General features: G+C 66.9%; 23 protein-coding genes and 1 pseudogene. 16 read left to right on the top strand and 8 right to left on the bottom strand.

Annotated features, from left to right (window positions below; genetic code table 11):
• The first annotated feature begins 387 nt into the window (after positions 1 to 387).
• A complete protein-coding gene (locus tag ACQP1O_RS22510) occupies positions 388 to 1,230 on the top strand; it encodes a DUF1932 domain-containing protein (RefSeq protein ID WP_433560471.1) in 843 nt (280 codons plus the stop codon).
• Between the two features lie 518 nt (positions 1,231 to 1,748).
• A complete protein-coding gene (locus ACQP1O_RS22505) occupies positions 1,749 to 2,327 on the top strand; it encodes an NUDIX hydrolase (RefSeq protein ID WP_433560470.1) in 579 nt (192 codons plus the stop codon).
• A gap of 126 nt (positions 2,328 to 2,453) precedes the next feature.
• Here ACQP1O_RS22505 and ACQP1O_RS22500 read toward each other — a convergent pair whose 3' ends face one another.
• Positions 2,454 to 2,684 (bottom strand): hypothetical protein, encoded by a 231-nt coding sequence (locus tag ACQP1O_RS22500; RefSeq protein WP_433560469.1) that lies wholly within the window; start codon positions 2,682 to 2,684, stop codon positions 2,454 to 2,456.
• Positions 2,685 to 2,930: 246 nt separating this feature from the next.
• Positions 2,931 to 3,302, bottom strand: coding sequence for a hypothetical protein (locus ACQP1O_RS22495; protein WP_433560468.1), 372 nt, complete (start codon positions 3,300 to 3,302; stop codon positions 2,931 to 2,933).
• A 29-nt stretch (positions 3,303 to 3,331) separates the two neighbouring features.
• Between ACQP1O_RS22495 and ACQP1O_RS22490 the strand changes: the two genes are divergently transcribed.
• From ACQP1O_RS22490 to ACQP1O_RS22480, 3 genes are all read left to right on the top strand, one after another.
• A complete protein-coding gene (locus ACQP1O_RS22490; RefSeq protein ID WP_433560467.1) occupies positions 3,332 to 4,198 on the top strand; it encodes a hypothetical protein in 867 nt (288 codons plus the stop codon).
• 330 nt (positions 4,199 to 4,528) lie between these two features.
• Positions 4,529 to 5,332, top strand: coding sequence for an alpha/beta fold hydrolase (locus ACQP1O_RS22485; protein ID WP_433560466.1), 804 nt, complete (start codon positions 4,529 to 4,531; stop codon positions 5,330 to 5,332).
• A gap of 5 nt (positions 5,333 to 5,337) precedes the next feature.
• Complete coding sequence (locus ACQP1O_RS22480; protein ID WP_433560465.1) at positions 5,338 to 6,327, top strand: alpha/beta fold hydrolase; 990 nt, start codon at positions 5,338 to 5,340, stop codon at positions 6,325 to 6,327.
• Positions 6,328 to 6,367: 40 nt separating this feature from the next.
• Here the strand turns inward: ACQP1O_RS22480 and ACQP1O_RS22475 are convergent, their stop codons facing one another.
• Positions 6,368 to 7,435, bottom strand: coding sequence for a fatty acid desaturase family protein (locus ACQP1O_RS22475; protein WP_433560464.1), 1,068 nt, complete (start codon positions 7,433 to 7,435; stop codon positions 6,368 to 6,370).
• 498 nt (positions 7,436 to 7,933) lie between these two features.
• Here ACQP1O_RS22475 and ACQP1O_RS22470 point away from each other — a divergent pair.
• The 3 genes and pseudogenes from ACQP1O_RS22470 to ACQP1O_RS22460 form a co-directional block, all read left to right on the top strand.
• Positions 7,934 to 8,062, top strand: a pseudogene (locus ACQP1O_RS22470) (hypothetical protein); the annotation flags it as partial.
• A 1-nt stretch (position 8,063) separates the two neighbouring features.
• Positions 8,064 to 8,363, top strand: coding sequence for a hypothetical protein (locus tag ACQP1O_RS22465; protein ID WP_433568018.1), 300 nt, complete (start codon positions 8,064 to 8,066; stop codon positions 8,361 to 8,363).
• A gap of 153 nt (positions 8,364 to 8,516) precedes the next feature.
• On the top strand, positions 8,517 to 8,948 hold the full coding sequence (locus ACQP1O_RS22460; protein ID WP_433560463.1) for a hypothetical protein: 432 nt from the start codon (positions 8,517 to 8,519) through the stop codon (positions 8,946 to 8,948).
• Positions 8,949 to 8,991: 43 nt separating this feature from the next.
• On the opposite strand, the gene ACQP1O_RS22455 is transcribed toward ACQP1O_RS22460, so the two are convergent.
• Both ACQP1O_RS22455 and ACQP1O_RS22450 read right to left on the bottom strand, forming a co-directional pair.
• Positions 8,992 to 9,249: a hypothetical protein gene (locus ACQP1O_RS22455; RefSeq protein ID WP_433560462.1), complete on the bottom strand. Its 258-nt coding sequence runs from the start codon at positions 9,247 to 9,249 to the stop codon at positions 8,992 to 8,994.
• Between the two features lie 218 nt (positions 9,250 to 9,467).
• Positions 9,468 to 9,899, bottom strand: coding sequence for a DUF4253 domain-containing protein (locus ACQP1O_RS22450; RefSeq protein WP_433560461.1), 432 nt, complete (start codon positions 9,897 to 9,899; stop codon positions 9,468 to 9,470).
• 3 nt (positions 9,900 to 9,902) lie between these two features.
• Between ACQP1O_RS22450 and ACQP1O_RS22445 the strand changes: the two genes are divergently transcribed.
• On the top strand, positions 9,903 to 10,859 hold the full coding sequence (locus ACQP1O_RS22445; protein ID WP_433560460.1) for a hypothetical protein: 957 nt from the start codon (positions 9,903 to 9,905) through the stop codon (positions 10,857 to 10,859).
• 149 nt (positions 10,860 to 11,008) lie between these two features.
• Here ACQP1O_RS22445 and ACQP1O_RS22440 read toward each other — a convergent pair whose 3' ends face one another.
• From ACQP1O_RS22440 to ACQP1O_RS22430, 3 genes are all read right to left on the bottom strand, one after another.
• The gene (locus tag ACQP1O_RS22440; protein WP_433560459.1) at positions 11,009 to 11,365 is read right to left on the bottom strand and encodes a hypothetical protein; all 357 of its coding nucleotides are present in this window, start codon (positions 11,363 to 11,365) and stop codon (positions 11,009 to 11,011) included.
• A gap of 228 nt (positions 11,366 to 11,593) precedes the next feature.
• Complete coding sequence (locus ACQP1O_RS22435; RefSeq protein ID WP_433560458.1) at positions 11,594 to 12,427, bottom strand: DUF6585 family protein; 834 nt, start codon at positions 12,425 to 12,427, stop codon at positions 11,594 to 11,596.
• Positions 12,428 to 12,457: 30 nt separating this feature from the next.
• Positions 12,458 to 12,637 carry a hypothetical protein gene (locus ACQP1O_RS22430; RefSeq protein WP_433560457.1) on the bottom strand — a complete coding sequence of 60 codons (180 nt, stop codon included), beginning with the start codon at positions 12,635 to 12,637 and terminating at the stop codon, positions 12,458 to 12,460.
• A gap of 53 nt (positions 12,638 to 12,690) precedes the next feature.
• Here ACQP1O_RS22430 and ACQP1O_RS22425 point away from each other — a divergent pair, with 53 nt between their 5' ends.
• The 7 genes from ACQP1O_RS22425 to ACQP1O_RS22395 all read left to right on the top strand — a co-directional run bounded on the left by ACQP1O_RS22425 (position 12,691) and on the right by ACQP1O_RS22395 (position 17,963).
• On the top strand, positions 12,691 to 12,912 hold the full coding sequence (locus ACQP1O_RS22425) for a hypothetical protein (RefSeq protein ID WP_433560456.1): 222 nt from the start codon (positions 12,691 to 12,693) through the stop codon (positions 12,910 to 12,912).
• A gap of 68 nt (positions 12,913 to 12,980) precedes the next feature.
• Positions 12,981 to 13,226: a hypothetical protein gene (locus ACQP1O_RS22420; protein ID WP_433560455.1), complete on the top strand. Its 246-nt coding sequence runs from the start codon at positions 12,981 to 12,983 to the stop codon at positions 13,224 to 13,226.
• 94 nt (positions 13,227 to 13,320) lie between these two features.
• Complete coding sequence (locus ACQP1O_RS22415; protein ID WP_433560454.1) at positions 13,321 to 14,274, top strand: ATP-dependent DNA ligase; 954 nt, start codon at positions 13,321 to 13,323, stop codon at positions 14,272 to 14,274.
• Positions 14,275 to 14,896: 622 nt separating this feature from the next.
• Entirely contained in the window at positions 14,897 to 15,220 is a 324-nt protein-coding gene (locus ACQP1O_RS22410; protein ID WP_433560453.1) for a hypothetical protein, read from the top strand.
• Complete coding sequence (locus tag ACQP1O_RS22405) at positions 15,217 to 16,179, top strand: hypothetical protein (protein WP_433560452.1); 963 nt, start codon at positions 15,217 to 15,219, stop codon at positions 16,177 to 16,179. The genes ACQP1O_RS22410 and ACQP1O_RS22405 overlap by 4 nt, the downstream gene beginning before the upstream one ends.
• A 684-nt stretch (positions 16,180 to 16,863) precedes the next feature.
• On the top strand, positions 16,864 to 17,274 hold the full coding sequence (locus ACQP1O_RS22400; protein ID WP_433560451.1) for a hypothetical protein: 411 nt from the start codon (positions 16,864 to 16,866) through the stop codon (positions 17,272 to 17,274).
• Positions 17,275 to 17,480: 206 nt separating this feature from the next.
• The gene (locus ACQP1O_RS22395) at positions 17,481 to 17,963 is read left to right on the top strand and encodes a hypothetical protein (RefSeq protein WP_433560450.1); all 483 of its coding nucleotides are present in this window, start codon (positions 17,481 to 17,483) and stop codon (positions 17,961 to 17,963) included.
• The last annotated feature ends 30 nt before the right edge of the window (positions 17,964 to 17,993 follow it).

Here is a 17,993-nt window from a genome sequence, read left to right as displayed (position 1 = left end):
CAGCTGCTGTATGTGTCCTCTACCCGGCTGTGGCTCGGCAGCTCCTCCGACCTCGCAGCGGCCGAGACCGCGGCCGCTGACGCCATACGGCTCTACGATGCCGATCCACCTGAGACACGCCGCGTCGGGAAAAAGCATTGGCGCAAGTCGATCTGGCGCTGGTGCGGCTGGGTCGCTCAGACCTCGACGGGGCCGCAGATGCGATCGACTCGATGCTCGAAGCCGGCGGTACGCGGCGCACCGAGTCGATCGCACGGCGGCTGCGTCACGTCCACGCGTCGCTGGAGCGCCCGGCGCTGTCGACCTCGTCGACAGCGACATCACTGCTGAACGCCTCGGTGCCTCACCGAGACAGCCCACGCCTACGTCAATGCTTACGATGTGGCGATGATCGTTGGGCTGCTCCATCCCGGACAGATGGGTGCCGCGATCGGCGCCCGCCTCACCGTTGCAGGCCACGACGTCCTGTGGTGTCCCACTGGCCGTAGCCCAGCCACTCATAAGCGGGCCGGCGCCGCCGGGTTGCACCCGGTCCAGGACCTCACGGTGCTGCTCGGTCAGGCCGAGATCGTTATGGCGATCTGCCCGGCGGCCGCTGCCGAGTCCGTTGCCCGCGCGGTCGCTCAGACCAGGTACTCGGGTGTCTATGTCGACGCCAACGCCATCAGCCCGCAACGCATGGACGCGATCGGCGACCTACTCACTACCGCGGCCACCGTAGTCGACGCCATGGTCTCCGGGCCGCCGCCGACAGCAGACACAGCCCCCCGCATCTACATGGCTGGGCCGTCCCCGACCATCAACCCGGTTGTCGAGTTGCTGTCGGGCAGTGGATTCGACACCACGGTCGTGGCTGAACAGATCGGCGCTGCCAGCGCCCTGAAAATGGCCACTGCGTCATTCCTGAGGACCAGCCGCGCGCTGGTCGCAATCGCGCACGCTCTCGCGGACACACACGGCGTCACCGCCGGGCTTGTTCGTGAAGCGGACCTGATGGGTCTGCCGATGCTCGCGGACCGCGACTACCTACCAGGAGTCGCCGCCCGCGCGTGGCGGTGGATACCCGAGATGTCTGAGATCGCAGCCACTTTGACCGACGCTGACCTGCCATCAGAATTGGCTGGCGCTACCGCCGAGATCTATCAGCTGTTAGCTCCGATGAAGGACGATTGGACCGCCACCCCGGAGCATGTGCTTCAGTTGCTGAAATCGGAGCGCCGCCCGCGATAGCGTGCTCGTCGACAGCCGGTGGCTGCTGCTGGGAATCATCGCGCAGGTCTACCCCCAGCCTGGCGCGACCGTCTTCGACGACGTCCACGACCCTGCGGCCCTCGCTGCCGGCCGTCGTCGACGCGTTCCGCGTCCAGTGGCCAGGCCTGGAGTACGCCTCGCAGGGCGTGCCCGCCGTCGACCCGAAAACTCATTGCGCACAGCGGGACCCCGCATACCACTGCATTACGCCGCTGCAACTGCTGGCCTGGCTACAGTGAATCAACTCCTCGTCACCGAGGATGTCAAACGAGCCGACAGCGATGGCAGGATGCCACTGCATTTCGCGGCCAGCACGCTTCAGTTGGGTCACAGTGATGGCCGGGTCGTATAGGTCCACCAGTATTAGGTTCCACCTCAACGCATTTGACCGACGTGTCTTGTGGTCGAGGCTTTGCGCGCGATGATCTGCGAGACACTCGCGTGTCGCCCCTCGTGGCGGGTGCACCGGTCCATGCCGAGTTATAAGGTACCGGTGCATGGCCATCAGTGACTCCGATATCTCCGGCGCGCTGTTGGCCTACCTGGAGAGCTACCCGGAGGAGGCTGCACAGCTGTCCGAGCCCATGCGCCTGCTGCGTCAAGGCGAGCATTTCGCCGCGAGGCGGACTTACCCGATGCATGTGACGGTCGGCGCGCTCGTGGTCCGCGGCGGCGCCGAGATACTGCTCATCGACCACCTCGCGTACGGGATTACACTGCAGCCCGGCGGCCACCTCGAGCCAGGAGACACCACGCTGATCGGTGCAGTAGCGCGCGAGCTTTCAGAGGAGACCGGCCTTGACCCCGGCAAGGTCGCCCTCATGTCACCGTCCCCTGCCTACATCGAGTTCGGTGAGGTGCCAGCGCGACCGGCAAAAGGCGAGCCAGCCCACTTCCATCTCGACTTCGGGTTCGCCTTCTCGACGGCGGCCGAGGTCGGAGTCATCCAGGAGTCCGAAGTGACGGGTGCTGCCTGGTATCCGCTCGCCGCCGCCGAGCGCCTTGTCGGGCCTCGCATCGCACGAGCGATCAACACGCCCCGTCGTCAGAGGGTGACGCGTCGGCGAAACCGATAGAAGTGCATGCTCTTGTCGGCGCGGTTGAGGTCGGCCTCGAGAGGTATCCGTTCGAATCCAGCTGCCCCAGCGACCTTTTGGCTGGCGATGTTGTCATCCTCGATACTGCACTGAAACGTCGAGACCTCAGCCAAATCCGGATACGCCCGCAGCGCAGGCAGTATTACCGAGCCGATGCCCTGCCGGTGCCAGCAAAGGATCACTGAAGTAGAGGATCCCTGCATGGAACGGTTTGACGATGTCCCACTGCCAAGAGATGTCCGGGTCTATCGATGGCTGCCCGTAGACGGCCCCCGAGATATACGCGACCGGCGGCCCGTCGGGATCATCGCTATCCCGAACGGCCAGCGTGTGCATGCACAGAGTTCGCGCCGAGCCTCCGAACTCCCTCGATCGTGGCTCCGGGGTGTACCGGACTGAATATCCGAAGCCAAGGCGATCTCGGATGCTTGGATGCTCGGCCTAGGCCGCGTGTGGCCGGTTACAGGAGATCGGCGTGGTCGAATCGCGCGACGAAGGCGCAGGCGCGTGGCCAAGGATCGTGGATGAACTCAGCCCGGCTGCGGTGCCAGTGCCGCGCGCAGAACTCATCGAGATCCCTCGCTATTGGCTGTGAGTGGTAGCCGCTGTGGGTTCGGCTGCCCGACTGGCCTGGAGTAGTTCGGCCGCGGATGTCCATCCGCTGTGGCCGAAGGCCCAGGTTCCGTCGCAGGCGTAGACGTGGCTGGGATCGGTGGCCGCGTGTGGCCACAATCCAAAGATGTTGAAGCGGCCGGAATACTTCGCGTGCGAACCCTCGGTGAGACTGTCCTCGGCCGCTGCGGTCGGCTCCGGTTCGATCAGTCGAACATATTGCGGCTCAACCACTTTTACAGCGATGGTGGGTTCGTTGGCGATGCCGCCGGGCTGTTCGGCCGCGATTGTGTCCGGGTCGGCCTCTACGCTCGGTCCGGCAGGCCAGTTCGATAACTCCAACCTGCGTTGGTAATGGGGAGGGACGGGCGATGAGCGACGTTCGCGGGCAGGTCACGGAATTGTTCTGCACTGCCGCCGAATTGCACGGTTACACCGCGCGGGTGACCGCTGACGGCGAGGTGACGGTGACCGGCCCGACCGGGACCACGGTCTACTACCTGGAGAACTTGATACGCGAAGTCGCCGCCGCGCCACCGCAGGACTGGGCGGCACTGGTCGCCGACCACCTCAGCACCGGGCTGAGCCACGACGAGGTCGAAGATGCCGAACCGCTGGAGGCGATGGGGTTCGCCGCGGTGCAGGCACTGGTGCGCACTCGGCTGTACCCCGACAGCACCCACGATCAGCTTGCATGCGTCTGCCGACCAGTGGCCCCCGGGCTGACCCAGCGCGTGGTGCTCGACGGTGTACACACCATCTCGCCGGTCACCTACCAGCTGCTGGCGAGCTGGGACGTCGATGAAGGCGATCTGTTCGCGCTCGCCGAGCAGAACACGCGGACCGATGGGCCGCTGGATGTCGAGCGGGCCGACTTTCCCGAGGGCGCCCCGCCCTGGTTTCTACTCAAAGGCAACGACTACACCAGCGCGCATGCGCTGTGGCTCGGCGACTATCCCGACGTCATCGGCCGCGCTGGTGCGATATTCACCGTTCCGGCCGAACTCAGCATTTACGCCGCCCCGATCGAGGGTATCGACGTGCTCGAGGCTGGGCAGATCTTGGCCGCGCTGGCTGTGCACCACTTCGCGAACGATCCGTGGCCGACAAGTCCGCACCTGTACCGATGGCACGGCGGCCGTATCGAGCTGGTCACCTACGTCCAACAGGCCGACGACTCTCTCGAGCTGCACCCCACCGACGAGTTCCTGACCTTGCTGAACCAGCTCGCCATCTGAATCAGGGTTACGACCATTGATTGATCCGGACCTCGTGGCCTGGGCACAGCGCGAGCCGCTACGTCTCGCCTGAAGCATGAACGTGGTTGCGGCGCTGGTGGTTTCATGTGCGGCTGTGCGTGATGAGGCTGTGGGCGAGTACGGCCGTTTCCCTGCGGCATGCTGAAGAACGGGGCGGCACCGAGCGGCATGTGGGGGCGCAGGTATCTCCGCTTCGGTCTAGCTATATTTATATATAGTCAGGTAGCTTGAAGCGTGGCCACGCGGGCCATGCCGGATCGGAAGGACCTCATGTCGACATCAGTATCTGCCGAAGCCACAACCCAATTCGTGGACGTTGGCGGTGAGGGCATCGCCTATCGATCGCTCGGCGCCGCGAGCGCGGCGCCGTTGGTGCTGACCCAGCGTTTCCGGGGAACGATGGATCACTGGGACCCCGAACTGCTCGATGACTTGGCGTCCGAGCGTCAGGTGATCGTGTTCGACAGCCCGGGGATCGGCGCGTCCGGTGGGACGGCGCGCGACTCGATCCCCGCGATGGCGGACGCGGCCGCCGGGTTCATGGCCGCGCTCGGGATCGCTCGATACGACGTGCTGGGCTGGTCGATGGGCGGTGGTGTGGCGCAATGGTTGGCGCTGAAACACCCCGAATCGGTGCGCAGACTCGTGCTGGCCGGGTGCGGTCCGGGCGCGGTGCCGGACGCACCCAAGGCTCCGGCGAAGGTGTGGCAGGTGGCGGGCAAGGACGTCAATGACGACGAGGATTTTCTCTACCTCTTCTACCCCGAAACCGGCGAAGCGCGCGCGGCGGGCCTTGCGTCGCTGCGCCGGCTGGATCGGCGTCTGCTCGCGTCGAGGTCAGTAGTCAGAATCGACGCGGTGAAGGCGCAGCAGGCCGCGATCGCCGCCTATGCCTCCGGGGTCGACTCGGCGCTGCCGCACCTCTCCGAGATCACCGCGCCTACCTTGGCCGCCAACGGAATTCACGATGTCATGGTCTCCTCCTACGAGGCATACGTTCTCGCGCAACGGATCCCGAACGCCTACCTGGCGCTCTATCCGCACAGTGGGCACGCGTTCCACTTCCAGCACGCCCACCTGTTCGGCCGCCACGTCCGGGAATTCCTGCGGTGACAACGATGGTGAATCGGAATTCTGTCGGCTCCCTCTCGTATCTCGACGCCGGTCCCTCCGACGGGCCGTTGATCGTCTTCGTTCATGGTTGGCCCGCGAGTGCGCGGACGTGGCAGGCGCAACTCGACTACTTCGCCGCCCGAGGGTTCCGAGTGGTGGCTCCGGATATGCGCGGGTATGGGGATTCGGCGATTCCGGTCGATCCGACCGCCTACGCGCAGCGTCATCTCGTCGGCGACATGGTGGCCCTGCTCGCTCACCTGGGGCGTGATCGGGCGATCTGGGTCGGTCACGACTGGGGGAGCGCGACGGTGTGGAGTCTGGCGGCGCACCATCCGGGCGTCTGCTCCGGCGTGGTCAGCCTGTCGGTGCCGTATCGCACTCTCGAGCGCGGGATCGACCACATGCTGCGCTACGTCAACCGCGACATCTATCCCGAAAACCGTTACCCGGATGCCCAATTCGACTACATGCGGTACTACGAGCAGCATTCCGACCACGTGACGGCGATGTTCGACGCCGACCCCGGGCGCACGCTGAAGGTGTTCTATCGCAGCGGAAACCCTGACGATGCCGGTAAACCCGGTGTCACCTCGACGGTGACCCGTGGCGGCGGCTGGTTCGGCGGCGCCGAAGCCGTCCCGGACCTCCCGCTCGACGAACGGGTGCTCGATGCGGAGCTATTCGACGAAATGCACGCTTCGTTCGTCCGCAACGGCTTCTCCGGCGCTTCGGCCTACTACCTCAATCACGCCGACAATCTCGCCTACAGCGATGCCTCGCCCGCCGACGGCAACCTCGAGGTAGCGGCCCTGTTCATCGGAGCACGCTACGACACGGTCGCCGACACCGCGCAATCGGCCCTGGCGCACCCGATGCGCGAGCACTGCCGCAACCTCACCGAGGTCATGCTCGACGCGGGGCACTGGGTCGGGCTCGAGCGCCCACGGGAGGTCAATGCTGCTATCGAACAATGGATTTCGACCTCGACGTGAGCGGGCTGCGGACGTCAGACGCGGTGCAGTGCGGGAACGTTCATCCGGCGTTCTGCTGTCGGTCGGTGATGCGGAGGGGTGCGCCGACGCTGTGTAGGTGCTTCAGGGCCTCGCGGTAGGAGGAGATCAGTCCCGTCTCGTGGTAGGGCACGCTGATTTCGGAACAGTAGTCACGGACGATCACCTGGGCGTGACGCAGGTTCGGACTCGGCATGCTCGGGAACAAGTGGTGCTCGATCTGGTAGTTGAGTCCACCGAGGGCAAGGTCGGTCAACACGCCGCCCCGCACGTTGCGGGAGGTCAGCACCTGTCGACGTAGGAAGTCGGGGCGGTCATCTCCGGTCAGAGTCGGCATGCCCTTGTGGTTCGGGGCGAAGATGCAGCCCATGTACAGGCCGAACAGCGCTTGGTGGACAGCGAGGAACGCGATGGCATTGTCCGCGGACAACACCGCGAACAATGCTGCCAGATAGGCGATGAAGTGGCCGAACAGCAGCGCGCCCTCCAGCCCGCGGTGTTTGACCGATCGATTCTTCAGCGCACGGACACCGGCCACGTGCAGGTTCAGGCCCTCGAGCAGCAGCAGCGGGAAGAACAGGAAGGCTTGCGCTCTCGCGATGAGACGAGGCAGGCCGCGACTGGCCCGCGCCTGCCGCTGGGACCAGACCAGAATGTCGGGCGCGACATCGGGGTCGAGTTCCTCGTGGTTCGGGTTGGCGTGATGCCGGGTGTGTTTGTCCTGCCACCAGCCGTACCCCAGGCCGATACCGGCGTTGCCGACGATCCGGCCCACGACCTCCGTCGGCCGCCGGAGCCGGAAGACCTGGCGGTGCGCGACATCGTGCATGACGAGGGCGACCTGAGCGGACGTCACGGCCATGAACGCCGCGACCAGGAGCGTCCACCACGAGTCGCCGAGCAGGACGAACGCCACCCAACCGGCCGCGAATGCGATCCCGACGAGGCTGAGCCGGACCGCGTAGTAGAGGGGACGCCGGTTCATCAGTCCCGCGTCGGTGACCCGGCGCAACAGGGACGCGTAATCCCCATCGGTGCCGCGACGCGATGATCGTCGAACCGACTCGGGGACCGAGGCTGATGTCGTCATGAGTCTTCCTGAGAGCTGAGTCGGGGATGCCAACTTCGCCCGTCCTCGCTGCCGACTGGTCGATGCTGATCGGAGCTTCGATTTCAGCGGGAACTGCTCGGCATGCCGAGGGCGGGAGTGACGATTCGAAGCTATCGACCGGATTCTCGTTCGATGTAATACCTTGGTATGACACGGAATCGGACTGCGGTGTGATGGCGGGCCGCGCACCCGACTGCCCTGTCGACGACGGTATGGCCGAAGACGAGTTCCGGGGATTGAGCACGGTCCATGAGAGCGCACCACTCTGGCAATAGCCTGCGCGAATGAGCGCACATCAGCGTAAGCACTCCACCGGAACACCGGCACTTGTCCGACGAACACGGTGGCGGCGGACAGTAGGATCGGCGCGTGGATCTTGCACGCGATCGGCTGAGCACCATTGCGGCTTTGACCCGCGCTCGACCGAATCGCCGCATCCGTGGGCGCGCCGAAGTACTCGAAAGCGTGCGCGCCGACATGCGCTACTACGCTGTGCGACTGGAGGACCCGGCACTCACGGGGCGCGCCACTGTGGTCTCCGGGCGGCTCGCGGTGCCCGTAGGCAGAACACGACGTGGGGGATATCTATCGCCGAGCAGCATGGCCAGTGCGCGAACCGCTGTTCGACACCTCACCGGTCGCAACGGTTTCCCCAAATGTGCAGCTGCGGCCGGCATTGGACGCCGAATGCGCGAGCACCGTGGCCTGGGGCTACATCGATCCTCGAGCATTTCCTGAACTCGGCGACGACGCACCCGCGATCGAGTACGCCCTCACCGACATCCGGACCGGTCTCTATTACGGCTATCACCAACTCGCGATCGAAACATTCGTGACGGAGCACTACGTCCCGCAAATCGCGAGCGCCGCACTGAAATCCGAAGGATTGGCCGATTCCGGGGCATAGCCGCCGGGTCTTGGGCAGTTGCGCTACAACCGCCGCGGACGGCCGCGACCGGCCACGGGTTCTCCGGATCGGCAACGGGCCCTCGGACCACAAGCCGGACTGTCGGCGAGGTCGTCATGCAGTATTTGTTGCGTGACTCGAGTCGGAGATGCCATGAATCAGCCCCTGTTCGAACCGTCCTCCGAGCTCCTGGACAAGATCGGTCAGGCATTGACCGATGCAGTGCCCGGTGGGTGGAAACAGCTTCGGCTCGAGTTCCTGGGGACTGTGCAGATCGACGCAGCCCGCCTGGAGGCTGTCACGAATGATGATGCGACGGAACGGTACTCACCGCCTCGCATCGTCATGCGTGAGTTCGATCAACTGCGTTCGGCTATGTATCGACCTGACATTGGAACGTGGTTCACCGCAGAGTTTGTCCTCGACAGCTCAGGCAAGGTCACGATCAGCTTCGATTACGATCACGAGCCCAACTTCGTCCCTCAACTCACCGACGGTGCCTATGCACTCGACTTCGACTACTTTCCCCGAGACGACGCCCATACGCCGCAGTGGCTACGAGACAAGCTTCGTAGGTCCGAATGAGAGCGATGCAGCTGATCGCCGATGTCTCGGTAGCCCGGTGCGGTTACCGCTCCCGGCGTCGGTCGGGCCCGAGCCCGGTGCGGTGGTCCAGGGCGTAGACTCGGCGCTCCAGCACCGCGACGGCCTCCCGGCTCAGCTTGTCCAGCTCGCTCCGGCGGGCGCCGGCGGGGACGGCGGCCACCGCATGGTCGAGGACGGTCAGTTCCTTGCGCAGTTCATCACGCCGGGCGGCGAGGGTGTCCCAGTCGATTCGCTTCACCTGGTCGATGAAGTCGGCGAATTCCTCTTCCAGGCTTCGCATTTCGCGCACCCCTTCCTGGTCGGACACGACTGGTCCAGGCCAGGCGCGGTGTCCGTTCCTCGCCCGGCCATTCTCCGCGCAGCCTGAGCGAGGTACACGCGCGCATGCCGAAGAACAACGACCACGTCGACCAGCCGCAGCCTGAGACGACCTGACCGCAGTTCTTCGCGCACGATCCGGTGCTGGCCCAAGCCCGGGGGGACTTGAGGCTGAGAGGTCTAGCCTCTCGGTTTCAGGATTCGCTGCGACCGGCCGCGCGCCGCTCGCAGGCGCATTCGGGGTAGTCCAGCGGCGGGGTGTAGACCGTCGTGTCGCAGGTCCGGCACTGGTGTGTGCGATGCCCGGTCCGTGCCGTGGAGCTCCCGTCGGCGGCGGCCGGCGCTAGGCACAGGATCCAGCCCACCAGGGCCTTGTTGTCTCGGGGCAGGGAGTGTCCGTTGCAGCAGCGCACCGGCGGCGATACTTTGCGCGTGTTCGAGGGTCGTCGGCGGGGAACCGACGGAGATCCAGAGGGTATCGAAGCCGATCATGACCAAGCGCGCGGCGAACCGCTCCTCCCAGCTGCGGACGACGGCGCTGAGCTCCTCGGTGGTCTCGGTGAAGTCGGATGCCTGCCAGCCGCACAGGTTCAGCGCGTCGGCGCACCGCACGCAGTGGCCACCTCCGACAACGGCAGAGTGCTGTTCTACCCGCTGCGCGACGGCCCGACGACTCACCGGTTGAGCGAATCCGAGATCGCGGCCCGCTACCGCGACCGCTTCGCCGCTCGTGATCAGATGTCCGCCACTCTGGATCGCATGCACACCGAAGGGGTTTCGCGGATCGCCCTCTCACAGACGCCGTGGGTCGCGGTGTCGTTGCACCCGAGCATCGCAGCGGACAAGCGGCGGACCGGAACCGATGCACTGCGCGACGCCGACGGGTTCTTCACCACGTGGAGCACCTACACGGCACCGCCGCTGGGCGGATTCCCGAGACCGATACGAGCGTATGCGGGCGTGCGGCGCGCCATGATCGTCAGCACCACGGAGTTCCAGGACCCCTCGCCGTATCCCCAGGCCGAATTGCATTACAACGGAGCGGGGTTCGCTGCGGCACCGGTCCAGGCGAGTGGCGATGCAACACCTGCCGATGAGGTCTCCCACAGTGTCGAGCAGGACTACCTCGAACTGCAGTTGGTGGCACTGACCTCGTTGCTGGCCCACCACGCCGCGAACTCCGGCGCCGGCGGCGACTGCGAAATTCGCGGCCAATTGCTCCTGGCTGTGCTCGGTGACGGTGTGCCCGGGCCGGTAGCGGTCGAAACGCCGATCAGCACGATGGCGGGTTGGGGAATCGATGCTCACCAGCGGGCGGATCACGCATTGGCCGTTGTGGCGCAACAGGATCCGGTTCGGGTCACGGTCGATCTCGATGAGCTCGTCAGTGATCCCCGGGCGGTGGTGCGAGCGGCATACGCTTTGGCCCCGGACATCCTCGGTGCCTTCGCTATCGCCGATCCCTGCGTGCTGCGGGTCGACGGATTCCTTGACCTGCACCGCCTCCACGATCGATACCGTCCGGCGTACACGCCTTGGGCGCAGGTCAACGGTCTGGTCGACACTCCCTGACACCGCCTGTGCCGGGTCCGGTGGCCTCCGGCCCGTCCGCCCTACTTATGTCGGGCGTGACGAAGGATCGAGACCCGTCGCCGTACTGGGGGCACCGCCAGCCGCTACTAAATACCACGGAGAATGCATTCACGCCGGTCAGGACGCTGCTAGCGACCGGTTTTCGGCAGTTTGATGTCTGTGGCGGCTCGGTCGGTGAGGATGCCCAACAGACTCGGATGCCGCAGTACGCCGTCGGCGGTGATCTCGCGGTACGCCACGGTCGCGACGAGAACCGGTTCCACCGCTTGGGCGTGGCGCAGCAGGTCCGGCAGTGGTGGGGCCAGCGCCATCTCGTCGCGGCGCAGCCGGTCCATCGCCGCGCGCAGCAGCCGCCGCGCGGGCTCGTTTCGGCCGCTGCCCACCGTGCCGACAAACCGGAATGCCCCAGTCTCGTCGTGGGCGCCGACAGCCAACGCGGAGAACGAATCCGCCGCGGGGCCGGTGCCCAGGAATCCAGCCACCACGACCTCGGCCTGCTTGCGGATCGCGGTCTTGATCCAGGCTCGCGAGCGGCGACCCGGCTGATAGCGGGACGCAAGGCGTTTGCTGACTATCCCCTCGCCGTGATGCCGCCTCCGGTCAAGGCGATCAGGCTGGGAACCCCCGACTGGCGACACTTGATCAGGCGAGCCCACCAGTAGCTACCACCAGATTTCTCGAACTGATTCCCAGCGGCCGTGTCACCTGCGCCTTCACGATGATTCATCGCGGAGGTGATTCGCCAGTGCGATCAGTAGCCGATAGTTCGGAACCGATTCGTGGGCGGCGCCATTCAACGGCCGCCAGGTTCCTGCGATGATGACGCCGACGCGTCCGGTATCGACGGACACCCCCTCGATACTGGCCCGGTCGATGGTTTGGCGGTCGGCGGAGATGCCTGACTTGGCGAGTTGAACGGGGCCGAAGTCGAGGGTCTGCCCGGCGTCGAGTGCCTCGGTCGCGGCATCGAATCGAGCGTCGACAATTCCGTCTTGAATCGCAGGAGCCCAAATCTCCGGCTCGGTATATCCGCCGCGCAACCAGAAGTCGGTGTCGAAGTAGCCGGTGAGCGGAAAACGTTGTCCCACACTGTCGGTGAGGTTGCCGGTGTACTGTCTCGGCCGGCCCTTCTCGCGTCGGAATGCGTCGGCCGGGTACTGCGCGGCAACGAGGTAGGCGAGTGTGGCGTCGAAGCGCGCGGTGTGGAGGGCGCCGCGCTCGCCCACCACGACCACGCCCCGCTCATACAGCGCCAACCGCGCGTGCCAGTCGGCGAAGCCAGACCGGCTGCGGGAACGCGCGATGAGCGGTAGACCCAACACGACGACAAACCAGATCGCCCAGCCTCCGGCCGCGGTGCCGGCCGCGAACCCCCACGCCCCTGCGATGACAATCCACAGCCCGCCCCACAGGAGGTAACCACGCCACGGAACCGGCGGGATCCGCCACGGATAGGTTGCCACCCACGTGCCGAGATCCGCTCCGGCGGCAGCCTTTTCGATCGCTGCAACCGTCTGTGAATCCGACTCGGCCTTCGGCTCGGACACGGCCGCTCCTCTCCGTCGTTCCGGCCGACGCTACCGCCGCGCCGCGTGTCGTGTCTTCGACTGCGCGCAGCAGTTGCTGGGGTCCACATCGGTCCAGTACGGCGGCACCTGTACCCGGCCCACCGTCAGCTCGAGTTCTTCGAGCAACTCACGACGACGGGCGTAGGGCAGGTCCGTCGTGGACCGGCCCGACACCTCGAGTCGGCGCATCTATTCGCCTTCTCCCGTGACATGGCCATCCGTTTGGCAATACAATTGGCTGTATGAGTACGAAGATGACGTTCGCGATCCCGGATAGCTTGGTGGAGCCGCTGCGCAAGCATGCTGGGCCGAATCGGCAGCAGAGCGAGTTCGTGGCGCGGGCGATCCGGCGTGAGCTGTTGCGCGCCGATGTCGCGGCGCTGGCGGCGGCCGAGGCGGCGGCTGGCGGTGCGGATGTGTCGTTCGAGCTCGCGTTCCAGGATGAGCAGGAGTCCGGTCTGTGACCCAGGGTCCGGCGCGGCAGGGTGAGATTTGGACGGTGGAAACGGTTACCCGCCAACGATATTCGGTAGTGGTGATCGATCCGGACATGCTCGCGGAGGCGAGGCCGGTGGTGAGCGCGGTGCGGGTGATCGAGGCGCGGGAAGTGCTGGCTCCGTTGTCGCTGTTGTCGATGCCGTTACCTGATGGCCGGGTCATCGCCTCGTATTCGCTGGTGACGTTGGCGCGCAATAACTATGTCGAGTTGGAGGCCACGTTGACCGGTGAGGCTCTCGAGGCGTTTCGGGTGCTACTGGGGCATCGATTCGACCTGTGACGCAGGGCCGATCCGGTTGCGGCTGCGCATATTTCGCGGACATCGCTTCGCTGCGGTCCAGCCGGGACCGTAAGGCTTGGCTGCGGCGGGCGTTGTGAGTGTGCGAAGTCGGCGCGGTTTGAAAACCGTTCGGTCTGTTCTTTGGGTACGCTCGGCCCATGGTGCGTATCCCGGCACCGATGCTGGCGACTCCCGGCGAGGTGCCAGGACCGTCGGCTGCCTGGGCACCTATCCCGATGTGAGCGCCGGGTTGGAAGACGCCGCGGGCGGCCAGGACGGGTTGATGCTCGATGGGGAGATCGTGGTGCTCGGCCCTGGGAATGTGCCCAGCTTCTCGCGGTTGCAGCAACGGATGCACGCCCGGGCGACGAGGCACCGAATCGCTGAGGCTCCAGCGGTTTTCGTGGTCTTCGACGTGCTCTATGAGGCGGGGCGCTCCACGATGGGCCTTGCGTATCGGCGTCGGCGGGAGGTGCTCGACGGGCTCGGGCTGGAGTTGGCGTCGGGGCGTGTGCAGGTGCCGCGGTCGTGGAGCGGCGAGACCGATCCGCGCTGGCTGTTGGGTGCGGCGTCGGAGGCCCATTTCGAGGGTTTGGTGTCCAAGCGGGTCGAGAGCGTCTACCGGCCGGGGCAGCGTTCGCGGGACTGGATCAAGACGGTGTTCCGGCACAGTGTGGAGGCGGTGGTGGTCGGGTTCCTCGGCCTGGCCGGTGACCCGCAAATGGTGGGGTCGCTGCTGCTGGCAGGCCACGGGCCGGACGGGTCGCTGCGCTATATCGGTTCCGCGGGAACGGGTTTCACGGATCGGGCTCGCCGGGTCCTGTTCTCGGCGTTGCAGCAGTTGCAGCTGCCGGATCCGCCGGTGGCGGGCTGGGTGCCGCGCGAGGTCGCCCGGGATGCGCGGTGGGTGGTGCCGGTCATCGTGGCCGACATCGAGGTCAGGGAGGTCAGTGCCGGGGGGCTGTTGCGGCATCCGTCGTTTCGTGGGGTGCGCGCCGATCGTGACGCGGCGGAGGTGGCTGTGCCGCAACCGTATCCGGTGGCGTGAACGGTTCAAGGGTCGCTGGAGCGTCCGCCGGATTTTGGGCGGATGTGCCGTAACGCTCTGGTAGATATGGGTTTTGGAGTTCGGATGCGCGATGCTGTGCGGTTCGCGGATGAGGAGTGAGCGTGCTGAGGAAATCGTGGATGATCGCCGCCGGTGCCGCCATCGTGGTTGCGACGACCTGTCATCAAGCGCAAGCCGAGATTCCGTCGGTGGAGCAGTCACCGCCGAAGGTCACGCCCGCACCCGCCTATGCCGGCACGATCGGCCACCCGGTTCACGCGACCGCTCTTGATGGATCCACTGCGGACATCACGCTCAACGGCGCACGAGTGAAGGACGATCACTGCCTCGGCGCTCTCCCGTGCCTGGTCCTGGACTTCACGATCGTTGGAACCTCGGCGAAGCCGTTCCCCTACAGCGAAATGGATGTGACCTGGTCCTATGCCAGCACGTCTGATCCTTGGGCCGGGGTGAACACCGTTGGCTGGGGACCTTCCCCGGATGCGGACTACAGGCCGTTCATGCCACCGGGCCCATTGCGGTCGGGTCGGGTCAACCAGGGTGAAACCAAGAACGGCCCGGTCATGTCCATGATCGGCTCACCACATGAGCCGTTGATGGTGTGCTTCAGTTCCTACGACGACCCCAACCCCATGACTCCCACGATTACCGGCGCACCCGCTCCGGCGCGACGATCGCGCTGCTCGGCGCCGACACGCCCCCGCCGCCGGGCGGCGCGCCCCGCGTCGACGCCGCCGACCACGAGCGGGTCGCGGCCCGGCGCGCACAGGCCAAGGCCGCCAACACCGTCCGTGGCTACGCCGCGTTCCTGGCGGCGGTGGAGCGACTGGTGCGCGGCGCCCCGCCGCTGCCCGTCCACCCCGGGCTGGCGGGGACTACGCCGACGCGGCCGCGGCCTATCTGGCCGAGGCGGCCGACCTGGTGACCGAGGACGGTCGCCCCGGCTACGCGGTCACGACCCTGGAGTCGTGGATGGCGGCGATTACCCACCACTACACCGCGGCCGGACTGGACAGCCCGGTCCGCACCCGGGTGGTCGCGGAGACCATGACCGGGATCCGCAAGCAGCGCACCAAGGCCGGGATCGGCCCGACGAAGGCCGCGCCGCTGCTGGCGCACACGCTGGCTGCGATCGTGACCGCGATCGACGAGTCCGCGGTGGGCTGGAAGGCCCAGGTCGCCGCGCGGCGCGACACCGCGCTGCTGGTGATCGGGTTCGCCGCCGGGCTGCGGCGCTCGGAGCTGGTGGCGCTGTGGGTCTCCGACATCGCCCGCGCCGGCGACCCGGGCGACCGGTTCCTGCTGGTGCGGATCCGGGGCAGCAAGAAGTCGCCGACCGAGATGGAATACGTGGCCATGGCCCGCGGGGAGAACCCGCGGACCTGCCCGTGGTGCGCGGTGCTGCGGTGGCTGGCGGTGCTGGCAGCCTTCGACCGGGCCGTCGCGAGGGCGACCGCCCGCGCCCACCCCGACCCGGCCGCCGCAGGTCAGCATGCCGTGGAGCGCGTGTGCGCGCGGGATACCGCCCCGGCCGACGTGCACGTGTGCGAGCGGGCCTGGCCCAGCTTCCAGGCCGTCGACGTCGCCCTCCTGCGGCCGCTCGACGCCGACGGCCTGCCCCACCTCAAGGCCCTCACCCGCCCCGCCGTCGTGCCCGACATCCTCAAACGCCGTGCGGCCCAGGCGGGTTTCGACGCCCCCGTGGTCGAGACGCTGAAGGGGCACTCCGCCCGCGGCGGTGCCGCCACCATGGCCCTGGCGGCCGGGGTCAGCATCAACGACGTCGCCAAACACCTGCGCCACCGCGATATTCGCACCACCCGCGGATACGACCGGAGCCAACCGTGGGCCGGGAACACCGCCGCCGACCACCTCGGCCTGTGAACGCCGTGACCCCCGACCACGATCTCGAACTCGACGACTTCGACGACCCGGACAGCGAATTCGTCTGCGCCGCACCACCTCCCGGGCTGGCGGCGCGCTATCACCGCGGCTGGCGCGACTACGCCATCTGGTGCGCGGCCGCCGAACGTCGCGCGCTGCCCACCGCGCCGCTGACCCTGCTGGAGTTCCTCGCCGAACACCCCGGCGCCACCGCCACCCAGGCCGGGCGGATCACCGCGATCAACGCCGCCCACCGCGCCGCCGGGCACGCGGTCCCGGGCCGCGCCGAAGCGCTGCGCCAGGCCCTCGACGACGACCGCGCCCAGCGCGCCGCCCGGATCCGGGCCCTCGCCGAGAAGATCGTGCCGCAGATCCCGCGCTGGGGCTGGCCCGCCGGGCTGGCCGGACGCCGCAACGCCGCCCTGCTCACCCTCGCCGGAACCGGCCTGCCCCGCACCGCCATCGCCGCACTCACCATCGGTGACGTCGTTCCCGGCACGGCCGCCGACGGCCGCGCCGTGATCCACCTCGGCACCGCGCCGCTGGCCACGCTCAACGCCGGCGACGACCCGGACCGTTGCCCGGTCACCGCGCTGCGCAGCTGGCTCGAGGTCCGCGGGGCGCTGCAGCGGCCACGCCCTGCTCGCCCATCACCTCGAACAACACACCCTCCCACCGATTCCCGTGGATTCCGTCGACCCCGGCCAGCCGCTGTTCGTGCTGCTCGACCGCCACGGCTACGCTCCCACCCCGCACACCGACACCCCCGGCGCGCCGCCGACCCTGCCCGCCCTCGGCGTCGACTCGATCAGCGCGGTCATCACCCGGCACCTGTCCGGGCAGCCCGTGCGCTACCGGACACGGTCGCGCACACCGGCTTCCGGCAATCCGGCACCGGTCCTGGAGCCGGAGCCGATCGTCGAGATCGAGCTCAGCAGCGACTACTACGAGCGCGGCACCGCCGCCCGCCGCCGCGACGCCGAACGGCTCGCCGACGTCGACGACCGCCTCGACGCGGTCCTGGCCCAGATGGACGACTGGCTGACCCGCACCGACGCCCTGATCAACGACACCGTAGGTGGCACACCGCCGTGAGCCCGCAGGCCTTCCGGAGAGTCGAGTTTCTTCGGAATCGGCGGGCCGAAACTCAGCTCGCCCTTTACCGGGCCCCATTCGGTTGGTGGTGGCGGCCTGTTCAGCACGTGATAAGGCAACCGTTGGCGCGTTAGAGTTCGGTTGGCACACAAGGATTTCTGGAACACCGATGCAGCGGGCTGGACACGCGGGGGAAAGAGGGTTTCATGGACGTGCGGCCAGGCACAGTACTTTCCGGCTTCGTCATCAAGCGACGTCTGGGTGGACTTATGGTCCCCGATTCCCGCGCCTTCGGCGACCTGGTCGGCGACAGCGTGCGAACCATGCTGAACGAGGTGGTCCGCCTGGCCGATGGGCCGGTGGCGGAGCCGTGCGCCGAAATCGGCCGCAACCCACCGAAATTCATCTCTCGAACGCACTCCGTGCGACTTCCGGAGCCGACCGGAATGCCGAGCAGAGCGGTGACTGTCACTCCACCGATACCAGCGCCGACGCAGTGCAGCCGACATCGCTGCGGGCAGGGCGATCGGCCCGGTGGGCAGTGCGCCGAAGCCGCCGGTGAGCGCACCGGCCACACATCTCAGGCCAAGGCCGACAAGTCCGCCATTCTGTCAATACTCAGCTGGGCCAGGGCATGGAACGACGGCGCGATCGAGAAGACCACGCGTGCCGGACCGGAGATTCGGTAGGACGATGCGTAGAACGCCTATGACCTCGAG

The organism is Nocardia sp. CA-151230 (genome assembly GCF_050942175.1).
Lineage (GTDB): Bacteria > Actinomycetota > Actinomycetes > Mycobacteriales > Mycobacteriaceae > Nocardia.
The sequence above is the reverse complement of the archived record's forward strand: the minus strand, read 5'-3'. Positions and strand labels throughout refer to the sequence as shown.

Bases quoted from the DNA above. Each gene is read 5' to 3' on its own strand.
- ACQP1O_RS22460 (WP_433560463.1), top strand. From the start codon at position 8,517: ATGAATCAGCCCCTGTTCGAACCGTCCTCCGAGCTCCTGGACAAGATC.
- ACQP1O_RS22475 (WP_433560464.1), bottom strand. From the start codon at position 7,435: ATGACGACATCAGCCTCGGTCCCCGAGTCGGTTCGACGATCATCGCGT.
- ACQP1O_RS22510 (WP_433560471.1), top strand. From the start codon at position 388: ATGATCGTTGGGCTGCTCCATCCCGGACAGATGGGTGCCGCGATCGGC.
- ACQP1O_RS22505 (WP_433560470.1), top strand. From the start codon at position 1,749: ATGGCCATCAGTGACTCCGATATCTCCGGCGCGCTGTTGGCCTACCTG.
- ACQP1O_RS22430 (WP_433560457.1), bottom strand. From the start codon at position 12,637: ATGCGCCGACTCGAGGTGTCGGGCCGGTCCACGACGGACCTGCCCTAC.
- ACQP1O_RS22480 (WP_433560465.1), top strand. From the start codon at position 5,338: ATGGTGAATCGGAATTCTGTCGGCTCCCTCTCGTATCTCGACGCCGGT.
- ACQP1O_RS22500 (WP_433560469.1), bottom strand. From the start codon at position 2,684: ATGCACACGCTGGCCGTTCGGGATAGCGATGATCCCGACGGGCCGCCG.
- ACQP1O_RS22395 (WP_433560450.1), top strand. From the start codon at position 17,481: ATGGACGTGCGGCCAGGCACAGTACTTTCCGGCTTCGTCATCAAGCGA.
- ACQP1O_RS22490 (WP_433560467.1), top strand. From the start codon at position 3,332: ATGAGCGACGTTCGCGGGCAGGTCACGGAATTGTTCTGCACTGCCGCC.
- ACQP1O_RS22455 (WP_433560462.1), bottom strand. From the start codon at position 9,249: ATGCGAAGCCTGGAAGAGGAATTCGCCGACTTCATCGACCAGGTGAAG.
- ACQP1O_RS22425 (WP_433560456.1), top strand. From the start codon at position 12,691: ATGAGTACGAAGATGACGTTCGCGATCCCGGATAGCTTGGTGGAGCCG.